We start from the raw sequence: 13,492 nt of genomic DNA, 5'->3' as shown, positions 1-13,492 counted from the left end.
TTGCCCTTTTTGCATAAATCTGACAGTCATAACACTGACTGTCGAGACAGATAATAAGCGTGTCGTAAATATCAGAAGGGAGCTGTTTTCTTTGGGCAGAAGAAGAGGTATGATGTCTGATGCACTAAAAGAGGAAATTGCAAAAGAACTTGGGTTTTACGACACGGTACAGAAGGAAGGCTGGGGCGGCATACGTTCTCGCGACGCGGGGAATATGGTAAAGTATGCAATCGCCATGGCTGAGCAGTCGATGCAAGACAAACAGTAGTAGAGATCAGCCCTTCTCGGTTATTTAAGAGGAGGGCTGCTTCTTTTCAGGCAGAATAGCCTGCACCTTCTTTTTATGATACAATTTTGAAGAAATTCAACTAAAGTAGGTGACATGACATGTATTTGCTCGAAAAGGCGCCAGCTAAGATCAATCTTTCGTTGGACGTACTATACAAACGCCCGGATGGCTATCATGAGGTAGAGATGGTGATGACAACGATTGACCTGGCAGACCGGATAGAGTTAATCGTGTTACAGGAGAACAAGATTGAAATCGAATCGGATAACAGATTTGTACCGAACGATGAACGCAATCTTGCCTACCGTGCGGCGCAATTGATCAAAGATACATATAACATTGATAAAGGTGTCAAGATATACATAGATAAGCAGATACCGGTCGCAGCCGGTCTTGCAGGCGGAAGCAGCGATGCAGCGGCTGTACTGCGTGGCCTGAACACGTTATGGGAATTGGGATTATCCCTTGATACGCTGGCTGAGCTGGGAGCAAAAATCGGCTCGGATGTTTCTTTCTGTGTATATGGATCAACAGCCCTATCAACTGGCCGCGGAGAGAAGATAAAAGAACTTCCAGCTCCGCCGGCTTGCTGGGTTGTGCTAGCTAATCCTGGAGTGGGTGTTTCCACACAGACAATTTATCAGCAGTTAAAAATCGAAGGTATTGAGCACCCTGATACAGAAGGAATGGTTAATGCGATCGAGCATGGAGATTTCCAATCTATTTGTGACAAGGTCGCAAATGTATTGGAACCTGTCACACTAAAGCTATGTCCGGAAGTAAAACAAATTAAACAGCAGATGGCTGAAGCGGGAGCAGATGCGGTATTGATGAGCGGTAGCGGACCAACTGTCTTCTCTCTAGTCTCCCAAGAGAGTCGCGCATACCGGATATACAACAGCTTAAGGGGATTTTGTGAGCAAGTTTATGTTGTGCGAATGCTTGGCGGTCGGCCTGAGCTTGATTAAAACCGTACGAGAGTGTTATTATCTAACAATAACATTCGGTTTTGAGGTGTAGAGATGAAAAGAAGTGAACGTTTGGTTGCGATGACGAATTATTTAATTAATCATCCGCAGCAATTGGTGTCTTTGCCATATTTTTCAACAACGTACGCTGCTGCCAAATCTTCCGTTAGCGAAGATTTGTCTATTATAAATGATATGTTCCAGCAAGAAGGAATTGGGTATTTGCAATCCGTATCAGGTGCAGCTGGCGGTGTCCGCTATATCCCGATCTACTCGAAGGAAAACAGTGCCTCCTTCATTGATGAGCTTTGTGATAAGCTGGCGGATTCGGATCGGCTTCTTCCAGGAGGCTATTTGTTCATGAGTGATATTCTGGGAGAGCCTGCTGCAGTGAACAAAATCGGCCGTCTTTTTGCAACAGCCTTTCACGACCGTGAAATTGATGTCGTTGTAACAGTTGCTACAAAAGGTATTCCAATTGCTTATGCGACAGCGAATTATTTAAACGTTCCTGTAGTTATTGTAAGAAGAGATCCGAAAGTAACAGAAGGGTCTACCGTGAGTGTTAATTATGTTTCTGGATCGTCAAGGAAGATACAGACGATGGTGCTTTCGAAACGGAGTATACCGGATCAAGCCAATGTATGTATTGTTGATGACTTTATGAAGGCGGGCGGTACGATTAATGGCATGAAGAGTCTCCTGCAAGAATTCAATGCGAACGTGACTGCTATTGGTGTATTAGCGGAAGCTGAAGATGAAGAAGAGGACCGAGTAGTGGAAGATTACACGTCGCTGATTAAGATACAGAACGTGGATGTCCGCAACAAGCAAATCGACGTACAAAAAGGCAATTACTTTAGCTAAAATAAGTTCCAATCCCTTACCGAAAAATTTTTAAAAAAAGTTTTAGGTTTAGAAGGAGTTTCCAGAGTTTTGTAGAATTACTGGTAATAAGTTCTAAATAAGGTAAGGGTGGTGAAACATAATGGAAGTAACTGACGTAAGATTACGCCGCGTTAATACCGAGGGAAGAATGCGTGCTATCGCTTCTATTACGATGGATCAAGAGTTTGTTGTACACGACATTCGTGTCATTGAAGGGAATAACGGCTTGTTTGTCGCTATGCCTTCCAAACGTACACCAGACGGCGAATTCCGTGATGTAGCACATCCAATCAACTCCGGCACACGGAGCAAGATTCAGGATGCAGTGCTGCAGGAATATCATCGTGCAGGAGATGAAGAAGTAGAAGTGGTGGAATATGAAGAAGCAGCAGGTGCTTCTTAACAGGAGATCAACAGATGGTATCTGCCATCTTTTATAAAGGCAAAACTAACAGCTGTTCTAACATATGGAATGGCTGTTATTTTTATGCCATTATTTACACAAATGATGATAAAATTGTCTCGAATTACGTGAAATCAAGCCAGCCTCCTGTTGAAATGACAATTATTTTAAGATATATTTACAGAGGATAAAAGAATGGAGGGTTCGCATGTCATACCGATATGCAGTCATCCTTGCTGCTGGAAAAGGCACCAGGATGAAATCAAAGCTGTACAAAGTGCTGCATCCTGTTATGGGAAAGCCAATGGTACAGCATGTTACTGACCAGTTAAATTCTTTACACTTAAATAAATTAATTACGATTGTAGGACATGGAGCGGAGTCGGTCCAAGCACAGCTTGGCGACGCAAGTGTTTATGCATTGCAGGAAGAACAGCTGGGTACAGGTCATGCCGTACTGCAGGCAGAAGAATTTCTCAAGGATAAAGACGGTGTAACAGTTGTGTTGAGCGGAGATACACCGTTAATCACAGGCGAGACGATTCAAGCTTTACTTGATCATCATGAACAGCAAGGGGCAAGTGCAACAGTTTTGACTGCAAAAGCACCAAACCCTGCAGGTTACGGGCGTGTTATTCGCAATGATGCAGGAGAAGTACTGCGTATTGTCGAGCATAAGGATGCGAATGCAGAAGAGTTGCTTGTTGATGAGATTAATACGGGTACATACTGCTTTGATAATAAGTTATTGTTCCACACATTGCATAATGTATCGAACGATAATGCTCAAGGTGAGTATTACCTTCCAGATGTACTGGAACTGCTGAAGAAAGCCAACAAACTGGTGACCGCTTACCAGACAGCTGATTTTGATGAAACGATGGGTGTAAATGATCGTGTTGCGCTCTCCGAAGCGGAGCAAATCATGAAACGCCGTATCAATGAGCAGCACATGCGCAATGGTGTAACAATTACAGACCCTGCATCTACTTATATCAGCACCGATGCTGTAATCGGTCAGGATGTGACGATCTTACCGGGCACAATGATTCTGGGCAATACAGTTATTGGGGAAGATAGCATTATTGGTCCGAATTCGGAAGTGAAGGATGTCACAATCGGAGATCGTACCATTGTGAAACAAAGTGTTGCGCATAACAGCGAAATTGGCAATGATGTCAATATCGGACCTTATGCTCACATCCGTCCGCAAGCACAGCTTGGCGACAATGTGAAGATTGGTAACTTTGTGGAAGTGAAAAAAGCGTCGATTGCAGATGGAAGTAAAGTATCTCATTTGAGCTACATTGGCGATGCCGAAGTAGGAAAAGATGTAAATATCGGTTGTGGTACAATAACAGTGAACTATGACGGTAAAAATAAACATCTCACGAAAATTGAGGACAACGCGTTTATTGGCTGTAATACGAACCTGATTGCGCCAGTCACAGTCGGAAAAGGCGCTTTAGTAGCAGCAGGCTCGACGATTACGGATGATGTACCATCAGAAGCTTTATCGATTGCAAGAGCAAGACAAGAAAACAAAACTTCTTATTTTAAGAATAAATAATTTTGGAGGGTTACTTGACATGCCTTATACTGATCCATCGTTAAAAGTTTTTTCTTTGAATTCCAATCCGGAGTTAGCTAAGTCAATTGCAGACCACATTGGCGTAGAACTGGGTAAAATCACTGTCTCCCACTTTAGCGATGGCGAAATCCAGATCAATATTGAAGAAAGTATCCGCGGCTGCGATGTGTATGTTGTTCAATCCACTAGCGCGCCGGTAAACCAGCACATGATGGAATTGCTTATCATGATTGATGCATTAAAACGTGCGTCAGCTAAAACGATTAATATTATCATGCCTTATTACGGCTATGCACGTCAGGACCGCAAAGCGCGTTCTCGTGAACCAATCACTAGCAAACTGATTGCTGATATTCTGCAAACTGCTGGTGCAACACGCGTCTTGACGCTTGATTTGCATGCACCGCAAATTCAAGGTTTCTTCGATATTCCAATTGATCATCTAGTCGGTGTTCCAATTCTATCTGATTACTTCGAGAAGAAGAATTTGGAAGATATCGTTGTTGTATCTCCTGACCACGGTGGTGTAGTTCGTGCTCGCCGCATGGCTGACCGTCTGAAAGCACCAATTGCAATTATTGATAAGCGCCGTCCGCGTCCGAACGTGGCAGAGGTAATGAATATTATCGGTGAGATCAAAGGCAAAACAGCGATCATTATTGATGATATCATTGATACAGCTGGTACCCTTACACTAGCTGCTAATGCGTTAAGAGAAAAAGGCGCAACGGCAGTATATGCAGCATGTTCTCACCCAGTATTATCTGGACCGGCAATCGAGCGAATCCAAAATTCTCAAATTAAAGAGCTTGTTGTGACAAACTCTATTCCGCTTCCTAAGGAGAAGCAAATTGATAACATCACACAGCTTTCTGTAGCACCATTGTTCAGTGAAGCAATCATCCGCATTCACGAACAGCAATCTGTTAGTGTACTATTTGATTGATTATATGTTTAGTGCCTGAATCATAAGGGAATCCTTACATGTAGATGCGTAAAAACATGGAGGGTGATTATGATGGCAGTAAAACTTAAAGCAAATAGAAGAGACAACCATACAAGATCGTATCTCAATGAATTACGCGAGGAGGGTATTATCCCTGCAATCGTGTATGGCAACGGGAAAGAGCCTGTAAGTGTTGCGGTAGATAGTATCGACTTATTAAAAACAGTACGTGATGAAGGGAAAAACGCGGTAATCTCACTGGATATTACAGGAGATGCAGTAGATGTTATGCTGCACGATTACCAAACGGACCCATTAAAAGATCGTATCTTGCACGCGGATTTCTTTGTTGTAAATATGTCTGAAGCGCGCACTGTAGAAGTACCGATTCAGCTGGAGGGAGATGCACCAGGTTCTAAAGAAGGCGGCGTTTTACAGCAGCCATTGTACGATTTAGAAATCAGTGCAAAACCTAATGATATTCCGGATCATATTTCAGTCGACGTTTCTAAGTTGGAAGTCGGTGACAGTATCAGTGTAGGTGACCTGCCATCAAACGGCACTTACGAAATACTCACAGACGCTGATACAACGATCGCAACAGTCACAGCACCAACTGCAGAAATTGAATCCGATGACACAACTACTGGTGACGCAAGCGATGTAGAGGCAACGGAAGAAGGATCTAAGAACGATAAAGAAGAATAAATTAAAAAGCTGTACCTTAGCGGGTGCAGCTTTTTTTACGTAAATTATATGTTAAGAATATTGTATGAAGGACTAACGTCATCTTTACAGGGGTATGCTATACCAATACCCAGATAAAGCATGTCAAGGATGGGAAAGTAAGCCTCCTTGGTGTGCTTTTTGTGCAGGATAGAGGAATTTTACCGTGGCAAGGAGAAGAAGATAGTATGGGGAAAGGTCTCCACTTCTGGGCTCCCTTGCTTATCCTTACGTCCCTAACCGTCTCTCTCCGCTTTTCGGTTTCCTTGTATTTTATTTTCTGTTGGGGTATCATTTTTTCGTATGGAATATGTGAATAAAGGGCGTTTATAGATATGAAAATGATTGTTGGGCTTGGGAATCCGGGTCAGAAGTTTGATCAGACACGGCATAATATTGGGTTCATTGCAATTGATGAATTGGTGCATCGGCACAATTTGCCGTTAACAAATAAAAAGTTCAATAGTGTGTATGCAACAGGCATGATAAATGGGGAAAAGGTAATACTTGTGAAGCCTACAACGTTTATGAATCTTTCAGGCGAGGCAGTGCGTCCGCTCATGAATTATTATAATGTGGAGCTTGAGGATGTGGCTGTCATTTATGATGATTTGGACTTGCCTGCTGGGAAGATTCGTCTTCGGGAGAAGGGCGGTCATGGAGGTCATAATGGTATTCGATCTTTGATTGATCACCTCGGCACGAAAGAATTTAAACGGCTTCGACTTGGTATTGGCCGTCCGGTTAATCGGCAGCCTGTAGTAGACTATGTACTGCAGCGTTTCCATAAGGATGAATTACAAGATATAGTAGACAGTGTGAAAAAATCTGCTGATGCTGTAGAAGCATGGCTTCAGGAGCCTTTCTTGAATGTTATGAACGATTTCAATCGCTGACACATACATTGCCATGTGTATGAAATGAACGATTTTCGGGCAGACTTTGACAGAGTCAAATCTAAGTCTCGGAGGCGTGATCATGGCTATTATTTACCGTTGTCGGCATTGCAAAACACAGCTCGCAGAACTGGACGAATATAAAGTTGATATAAAGTCACTCGGATGGGATCAGTTATCCGCAGTCGATTATCAGGAAATGGTGCAGATGGACGCTGGAAATATTGTTTGCCAAGTGTCGTGTGAGGATTGTGAAAATACCTTGCAGCGGTATCCGCACTATCATGAACTGGATCATTTTATGCAATAACGTATAGCTAAATATTGCTGTCATAAAAAAGCTTTGGTGCTTCAACCAAGGCGTTTTTTGCTTATGACATGTACTAGCAGAAGGAGGCATTATGCAAGAGATTAAGCAATTCGTCTCTGCCCAGGATGACATTCAGTCCGTCATCAATGGGGTAAAGTCAAGGATGGGGGAACAGCTTCTCACCGGATTGTCCGGCTCGGCAAGAAGTGTGTTAGCGACATTGCTGCAGGATGCAGTGCGACGTAAGGTTATTCTCGTTACCCACCAGCTGACACAGGCGCAAACACTTTATGAAGACTTATTAGAACTTAGTACAAATTCAAATGTTTATCTTTACCCGGTAAATGAACTGCTAGCATCAGAGCTTGCCATCTCCAGTCCGGAACTCCGCAGCCAGCGTCTTGATGCTTTGCGGAATTGGATGCAGAGTGAAAATGGTGTCTTGGTGGCGCCGGCAGCTGCTTTAAAACGAATACTTCCGCAACCAGCTAAATGGGAAAGCTATCAGCTGGCTTTTCGTGTTGGAGAAGAAATCGATCTTGACCAATATATGAAGGCACTTGCAGATATGGGATACGAGCGCTCGGATATGGTTGCAGGTCCTGGCGAGTACAGCTTACGCGGCGGTATCCTGGACATCTTTCCGCTGACAGAAGAAAACCCAGTGAGGATAGAGTTATTTGATACAGAAGTCGATTCAATACGGTACTTTGATTCAAATACACAGCGATCAATGGAGAAGCAAAACATGGTTGATATCGGACCTGCGACAGAATTGCTCGTTGATCAAGAAGATATCGCAAGGGCAGCTGATCGTCTGGAGAAGGCGTTGGGCGAAACAATCGGTAAGCTGAAAGAAGATGAACATAAACAGCGCGTGCTCGAGGCAGTCAGTCAGGATCTGGAGCGACTGAAGCAGCAGGAGCGCTTCCCTGCGATGGCTAAATATGCTGGCTATTTCTATGAAAAGCCAGCTAGTTTATTAGATTATCTTGGACAGGATGGCTATATTATCCTAGATGAAATGAGCCGTATTCAAGAAACTGCCAATCGGCTTGATGAAGAGGAAGCGGAATGGCATCAAAGTTTATTGGAAGCGCATCAGACTGTCAGGGATTTACGCCTCTCCTTTGATTGGCACGAGGTATTGCAGCAGATGAAACAGCCGCGTCTGTACTTGAGTGTGTTCCTGCGGCATATATCGAATACGCAGCCGCAAAACATTGTGAATGTGACATGCAGAGCGATGCAGCAATTCCACGGACAAATGCATTTATTGAAAAATGAGTTAGAACGGTGGAGCAAGAGCAATTATTCTATTATCTTAATGGCTCCGAGCCAACAGCGGGCAGAAAAAATTCAGGCTGTAATGACTGATTATGAGATGGAAGCGGTCATTACAGAGCGTGTCTCGTTACCAGTAAGTACCCCGACAATCATTATTGGCAATATTAGCAGCGGATTTGAGCTGCCTTTCCACAAGCTGGCGGTACTAACAGAAAACGAGTTGTTCAAGAAACGAACATCCAGACCAAAACGGAAACAAAAGATATCCAATGCAGAACGAATAAAAAGTTATCAGGAGCTTGCAGTTGGTGATTACGTTGTTCATGCCAATCACGGTATTGGTCGCTATGTTGGAATAGAAACGCTGCAAGTACAAGATATACGGAAAGATTTCATGTTGATCCGTTATTCAGGCGATGATAAGTTATTTGTACCAATCGATCAAATTGATCTTGTGCAAAAGTATGTTGGTTCGGAAGGTAAAGAACCAAAGCTATATAAACTTGGCGGATCAGAATGGAAGAAAGTAAAAAGCCGTGTGCAGTCTTCCGTTGAAGATATTGCGGATGAACTGATCAAGCTGTATGCGGAGCGAGAAGCATCTAAAGGGTATGCCTTCTCCGAAGATACCGAGATGCAGCGAGAGTTCGAAGCTGCTTTCCCTTATCAGGAAACGGAGGATCAGCTTCGCTGTATTGATGAAATTAAGCAGGATATGGAGCGGGAGCGGCCGATGGACAGGCTGCTTTGCGGAGATGTTGGGTACGGAAAAACAGAGGTTGCCATACGTGCTGCATTTAAAGCAATTGCAGATGGCAAGCAGGTTGCGATTCTCGTTCCGACTACCATATTGGCGCAGCAGCATTATGAGACGATTTTAGAGCGATTTCAAGACTACCCGATTAATGTCGGACTAATGAGTCGCTTCCGGACACGCAAACAGCAAAATGAGGTGACAGCGGGCTTGAAAAACGGCACAGTTGATGTTGTCGTAGGTACGCACAGACTATTATCTAAAGATGTTGTCTATAAGGATCTAGGGCTGTTGGTCGTCGATGAAGAGCAGCGTTTTGGTGTAAAACATAAAGAAAAACTAAAACAGCTGAAGACGAATGTCGACGTATTAACGTTGACGGCAACGCCAATTCCGCGAACATTGCATATGTCCATGCTTGGTGTAAGAGATTTATCTGTTATTGAAACCCCACCTGAAAACAGGTTCCCGATTCAAACATATGTTATGGAATATAATCCGGTATTTATCCGAGAAGCGATTGAACGGGAAATGGCTCGCGATGGCCAAGTGTTCTTCCTGTATAACCAGGTTGAAAGCATTGAGCGAAAAGCGCAGGAAATCTCTGCTTTGGTTGATGATGCGAGGGTTGCATTTGCACATGGTCAGATGAATGAATCAGAACTCGAAGGTGTGATGCTTGCCTTCTTGGAAGGGGAGTATGACGTCCTTGTCAGTACGACCATTATTGAAACTGGTGTAGATATACCTAATGTAAATACATTAATCGTTAATAATGCGGATCGGATGGGTCTTAGCCAGCTGTACCAGTTACGCGGACGAGTTGGACGCTCAAACCGTGTTGCTTATGCTTACTTCACATATCAGCAAGATAAAGTGCTCACAGAAGTAGCCGAGAAACGGCTGCAGGCAATCAAAGAATTCACAGAGCTAGGATCCGGATTCAAGATTGCAATGCGTGACTTATCTATCCGCGGAGCCGGTAACTTGCTCGGTTCTCAGCAACACGGATTTATCGATTCAGTCGGTTTTGACATGTATTCACAAATGCTTACAGAAGCAGTGGAGGCTCGTAAAGCAGGTAAGCCTGCCGAGGAGATGAAGCCGTTCGAAGTTGAGTTGGATCTGGATATCAATGCGTATATACCGGAAAGCTATATTAGCGATGAAAAGCAGAAGATTGATATGTACAAACGGTTCCAAAGCTGCACTTCTCAAGAAGAAATCCATGACTTACGCGAGGAGCTAATTGATCGTTTTGGAGATTATCCGGATGAAGTAGCCAATCTCTTCCACGTTACAACGATCAAGATGTATGCGAAGCGTGAGAAAATTGAATCCATTAGTGAGAAGAAGAAAAAGCAGCGCATGGAGATACTTGTCGATTCAGATATGAGTCAGCATGTAGATGGCGGAAAGCTATTTGACTTCGCGAATCAATACGGACGGATGGTCCAGCTTGGCACAGAAGACAAGAAACTGAAAATCGTGTTCAATTGGGACAGAAACTCCTATAACCGACGGTATGAGATTGCAGAGGAATTCATTCAAGCAATGCGGGAATTCAAGCGAGCTGGTTAAAGTCTTATCATTGTCCTCGAAAAATTTGGCAGGAAATTGAATAGTTATGCCAATGTGTATCATACTAACATCACAACTGGTGAATTCTTCTTTTCTTCATAATAAGTAGAAAATACCCCAGAGCAGCTTAGGATACAGAAAGAGAGGCAATGGAAGATGAAGGCTACAGGAATCGTACGCAGAATTGATGACTTGGGACGTGTTGTTATCCCGAAGGAAATACGCCGGACACTGCGCATTCGAGAAGGAGATCCGCTAGAGATCTTTGTTGATCGTGATGGAGAAGTGATTCTAAAAAAGTACTCACCTATCAGTGAATTAGGTGACTTCGCAAAAGAATACGCGGAAGCGCTATTTACTACAATTAATCATGGTGTTATGATCTGTGACCGTGACGAATATATCGCAGTTGCAGGCGAATCGAAGAAAGAATACATGAACAAAGGTATTGGAGAAGTTATCGAAAAGGCAATGCAGGACAGAGCAACTGCTGTTTACAATCAATCGGGAAATGTTGAGCTTGTAGAAGGAAAAGATGATGAAATACAGGCATATGTAGTCAGTCCTATTATTGCCAGCGGTGATCCAATTGGCTGTGTTGTCATTGTCAGTCGTAATGACGGTGAATTAAGCACGGTAGAGGAAAAAGCTGCAGAAACTGCTGCTAACTTCCTTGCGAGACAAATGGAATAATGAATCTGAAATCATAGGAATTCCGCAGCTGATATGCTGCGGGATTCTTTTTTATGCTAAGCTGTTGAAGAGAAGGGGGGGACGTCATGATACTAGAACATCAAAACGGCCTTTTGTTATGGCGCAAAAGCTTGCTGGGAGAGAGAATCTGGCGTGATGATCTTAGCTACAAACTGCTATTCAGTCCTAACGGGAGATCTGTCTATCAGTTCACAGAACAGGACATGGAGCTTACCGCCGGTGAATCGCTCCTCCTTAACCCGCACGTTATTCATAAGCAGCTCTTTCATACCTCTGAGAAATGGATTGTAGAATTAAGTCCAGCATTCTTGTCGGACGTAGCTAGGGAAGTTGGCATTACAGCCTCAGATCCTTTCTTCGCAAAAATTGTATTTAAGCATCCTCTGATTCATCAGTGGGTGGACACGACTCGCTTGTATTTACAAATGCAAACGACAGAAACGGAGCAGCGCTTTTGGATGGAGAACAGTTTAATCCAGCTTGCGTTGCTGCTGCTTCGGCTTGTTCCAGGCGCACATGCCGAAAATTGGAATATAGAGGGATACGATCCGTCGATATTTGTAGTACTGGATGCATTGAAGCAGAGTTATGAACAGGATTGGACATTAGATGATATGGTGGCATTGACTTCGTTAGGAAAGTATCAGTTTAGCCACCACTTCAAAAAGGAAACAGGTCTGACTCCCTACAGCTGGCTGCAAATACTCCGTGTCGTGAAAAGCCAGCGGCTGCTGCAGCAGACAGATGCCTCCATCCTTACAATTGCATTAGAAGTTGGTTTTAAAAATGCAGCTGCTTATCATACGGTGTTTCGGCGGCTCTATGGTCAGACACCAGGTGATTTCCGAAAGAGACTGTTGAAAACATAGAGGCACACGACCAACAGAATAGCCAATCCGCTTATTAACATGAACATTCGAATAGATAACACGGGTAATAGACTAGCATAAATACTCAAGGACAATGTGTTAGCTGCATAAAGCAAAACCGTATTTGTACTAAAAGCTCTCCCTAGCATCGATTTAGGTACAGAAGTTTGGATAAGATAAACTCTCGTCAAACTGCTGATTGGAAGACCAATTCCAATGAGCAGCGCGCCAATAAAGAAAAATGGAAGCTCATATACAAATCCTATTAAGCTGATACCCAGCCCCCATATGATACTTCCGATAAGATACTTTTTCATGTTCAGCTGATTTAGCAGATAAGGGAGGAGAACACTGATGATGGTAGCTGCGATACCATAAAATATCTGTAAGGCATTAAACCAACGCTCCCCGTTTGTTGTAATCTCCTCGAAAGCAAGCAGCATCCCTACTTGCCACACCCATGTATTGAAAAAGACGACCAAGAAAGTGATGGAAAACAGCCGTACCAGCACGGAATTGTTTTTCCCGTATTGCACAAACGCCCACATAGATTTATACAAAGAAGATAAAGAGAGGCTTTCTTGTTTGGTTAAACGAGGTATGGGTGGTAAACGAGAAATACAGACAGCGCTTATAGCAAATGATAAAGCATCTGCTATAAATAGATATACGATATCACCTTTTGCCAGCATCCAGACAGCCAAAATCGGACCTGCTAAGGAAGCTGATCGCTGTATAGTGTCCCACGCACTATTCGCAGCCGGAAGCTGCCTCTCTTTAACAAGCTCTGGCAGAACAGCCCGATGAGCAGGATTAAAAAAGCATCCGCTGCATTGGAGCAGGAAACTGCCTGTTAATAGATGATAAAAGTTCAGCCAATCCTGAAAATATAAAATAACAGTGACGCTTGTAATTCCAAAGCGCAATAAATCCATCATAATCATCATCTTTTTTCTATTCATTACATCTGCTGCTGCTCCGCCAATCAAGCCGAACATAAGATACGGCACTGTTTCTGCAATTGCTATACATGTAGTCTGCACATTTGATTCTGTCAGACGGTATGCGAGAAATAAAAAGCCTAAGCCAGATAAGACATTGCCAATTTGTGATACAGCACCTCCTGAGAAGTAATAGATTACATGACGGTTCTTCCAAATATCTCTATACATATACTCACCTCCTGTTCAGCATATAGCCCAGAAAGGGTTTCGTCGTATAGAATCTTGCGCAAAGATAAAGCAAGATTTGACATAACGCTACGTGGTAT

General features: G+C 43.3%; 13 protein-coding genes. 12 read left to right on the top strand and 1 reads right to left on the bottom strand.

The window, feature by feature from the left end; all coding sequences use genetic code 11:
• Positions 1-91 precede the first annotated feature (91 nt).
• From CRO17_RS17140 to CRO17_RS17085, 12 genes are all read left to right on the top strand, one after another.
• Positions 92-268 (top strand): small, acid-soluble spore protein, alpha/beta type, encoded by a 177-nt coding sequence (locus CRO17_RS17140; RefSeq protein ID WP_097043670.1) that lies wholly within the window; start codon positions 92-94, stop codon positions 266-268.
• Between the two features lie 119 nt (positions 269-387).
• Positions 388-1,257: a 4-(cytidine 5'-diphospho)-2-C-methyl-D-erythritol kinase gene (gene ispE / locus CRO17_RS17135; protein ID WP_097043669.1), complete on the top strand. Its 870-nt coding sequence runs from the start codon at positions 388-390 to the stop codon at positions 1,255-1,257.
• A 54-nt stretch (positions 1,258-1,311) separates the two neighbouring features.
• Positions 1,312-2,124, top strand: coding sequence for a pur operon repressor (gene purR / locus CRO17_RS17130; protein WP_097043668.1), 813 nt, complete (start codon positions 1,312-1,314; stop codon positions 2,122-2,124).
• Positions 2,125-2,245: 121 nt separating this feature from the next.
• On the top strand, positions 2,246-2,548 hold the full coding sequence (spoVG, locus tag CRO17_RS17125) for a septation regulator SpoVG (protein ID WP_077303863.1): 303 nt from the start codon (positions 2,246-2,248) through the stop codon (positions 2,546-2,548).
• A 208-nt stretch (positions 2,549-2,756) separates the two neighbouring features.
• A complete protein-coding gene (glmU, locus tag CRO17_RS17120) occupies positions 2,757-4,118 on the top strand; it encodes a bifunctional UDP-N-acetylglucosamine diphosphorylase/glucosamine-1-phosphate N-acetyltransferase GlmU (RefSeq protein WP_097043667.1) in 1,362 nt (453 codons plus the stop codon).
• 19 nt (positions 4,119-4,137) lie between these two features.
• Complete coding sequence (locus tag CRO17_RS17115) at positions 4,138-5,085, top strand: ribose-phosphate diphosphokinase (RefSeq protein ID WP_097043666.1); 948 nt, start codon at positions 4,138-4,140, stop codon at positions 5,083-5,085.
• A 72-nt stretch (positions 5,086-5,157) separates the two neighbouring features.
• Entirely contained in the window at positions 5,158-5,793 is a 636-nt protein-coding gene (locus CRO17_RS17110) for a 50S ribosomal protein L25/general stress protein Ctc (RefSeq protein ID WP_097043688.1), read from the top strand.
• Positions 5,794-6,146: 353 nt separating this feature from the next.
• On the top strand, positions 6,147-6,707 hold the full coding sequence (pth, locus tag CRO17_RS17105) for an aminoacyl-tRNA hydrolase (RefSeq protein WP_097043665.1): 561 nt from the start codon (positions 6,147-6,149) through the stop codon (positions 6,705-6,707).
• An 82-nt stretch (positions 6,708-6,789) separates the two neighbouring features.
• Positions 6,790-7,017 (top strand): anti-sigma-F factor Fin, encoded by a 228-nt coding sequence (locus tag CRO17_RS17100; RefSeq protein WP_097043664.1) that lies wholly within the window; start codon positions 6,790-6,792, stop codon positions 7,015-7,017.
• Between the two features lie 91 nt (positions 7,018-7,108).
• Entirely contained in the window at positions 7,109-10,639 is a 3,531-nt protein-coding gene (gene mfd, locus CRO17_RS17095) for a transcription-repair coupling factor (RefSeq protein ID WP_097043663.1), read from the top strand.
• 156 nt (positions 10,640-10,795) lie between these two features.
• Positions 10,796-11,332, top strand: a complete 537-nt coding sequence (gene spoVT / locus CRO17_RS17090; protein WP_097043662.1) for a stage V sporulation protein T — start codon at positions 10,796-10,798, stop codon at positions 11,330-11,332.
• 86 nt (positions 11,333-11,418) lie between these two features.
• The gene (locus tag CRO17_RS17085; protein ID WP_097043661.1) at positions 11,419-12,222 is read left to right on the top strand and encodes a helix-turn-helix domain-containing protein; all 804 of its coding nucleotides are present in this window, start codon (positions 11,419-11,421) and stop codon (positions 12,220-12,222) included.
• On the opposite strand, the gene CRO17_RS17080 is transcribed toward CRO17_RS17085, so the two are convergent.
• Positions 12,180-13,394 carry an MFS transporter gene (locus CRO17_RS17080; RefSeq protein ID WP_097043660.1) on the bottom strand — a complete coding sequence of 405 codons (1,215 nt, stop codon included), beginning with the start codon at positions 13,392-13,394 and terminating at the stop codon, positions 12,180-12,182. The genes CRO17_RS17085 and CRO17_RS17080 overlap by 43 nt on opposite strands.
• Positions 13,395-13,492 lie beyond the last annotated feature (98 nt).

The sequence above is a fragment of the Terribacillus aidingensis genome (assembly GCF_900215625.1).
Lineage (GTDB): Bacteria > Bacillota > Bacilli > Bacillales > Amphibacillaceae > Terribacillus > Terribacillus aidingensis.
The sequence above is the reverse complement of the archived record's forward strand: the minus strand, read 5'-3'. Positions and strand labels throughout refer to the sequence as shown.

What these genes read in the sequence shown, in the direction of transcription:
- ispE (WP_097043669.1), top strand. Translation starts at nt 388, where the DNA reads ATGTATTTGCTCGAAAAGGCGCCAGCTAAGATCAATCTTTCGTTGGAC.
- purR (WP_097043668.1), top strand. Translation starts at nt 1,312, where the DNA reads ATGAAAAGAAGTGAACGTTTGGTTGCGATGACGAATTATTTAATTAAT.
- spoVG (WP_077303863.1), top strand. Translation starts at nt 2,246, where the DNA reads ATGGAAGTAACTGACGTAAGATTACGCCGCGTTAATACCGAGGGAAGA.
- glmU (WP_097043667.1), top strand. Translation starts at nt 2,757, where the DNA reads ATGTCATACCGATATGCAGTCATCCTTGCTGCTGGAAAAGGCACCAGG.
- CRO17_RS17115 (WP_097043666.1), top strand. Translation starts at nt 4,138, where the DNA reads ATGCCTTATACTGATCCATCGTTAAAAGTTTTTTCTTTGAATTCCAAT.
- CRO17_RS17110 (WP_097043688.1), top strand. Translation starts at nt 5,158, where the DNA reads ATGGCAGTAAAACTTAAAGCAAATAGAAGAGACAACCATACAAGATCG.
- pth (WP_097043665.1), top strand. Translation starts at nt 6,147, where the DNA reads ATGAAAATGATTGTTGGGCTTGGGAATCCGGGTCAGAAGTTTGATCAG.
- CRO17_RS17100 (WP_097043664.1), top strand. Translation starts at nt 6,790, where the DNA reads ATGGCTATTATTTACCGTTGTCGGCATTGCAAAACACAGCTCGCAGAA.
- mfd (WP_097043663.1), top strand. Translation starts at nt 7,109, where the DNA reads ATGCAAGAGATTAAGCAATTCGTCTCTGCCCAGGATGACATTCAGTCC.
- spoVT (WP_097043662.1), top strand. Translation starts at nt 10,796, where the DNA reads ATGAAGGCTACAGGAATCGTACGCAGAATTGATGACTTGGGACGTGTT.
- CRO17_RS17085 (WP_097043661.1), top strand. Translation starts at nt 11,419, where the DNA reads ATGATACTAGAACATCAAAACGGCCTTTTGTTATGGCGCAAAAGCTTG.
- CRO17_RS17080 (WP_097043660.1), bottom strand. Translation starts at nt 13,394, where the DNA reads ATGTATAGAGATATTTGGAAGAACCGTCATGTAATCTATTACTTCTCA.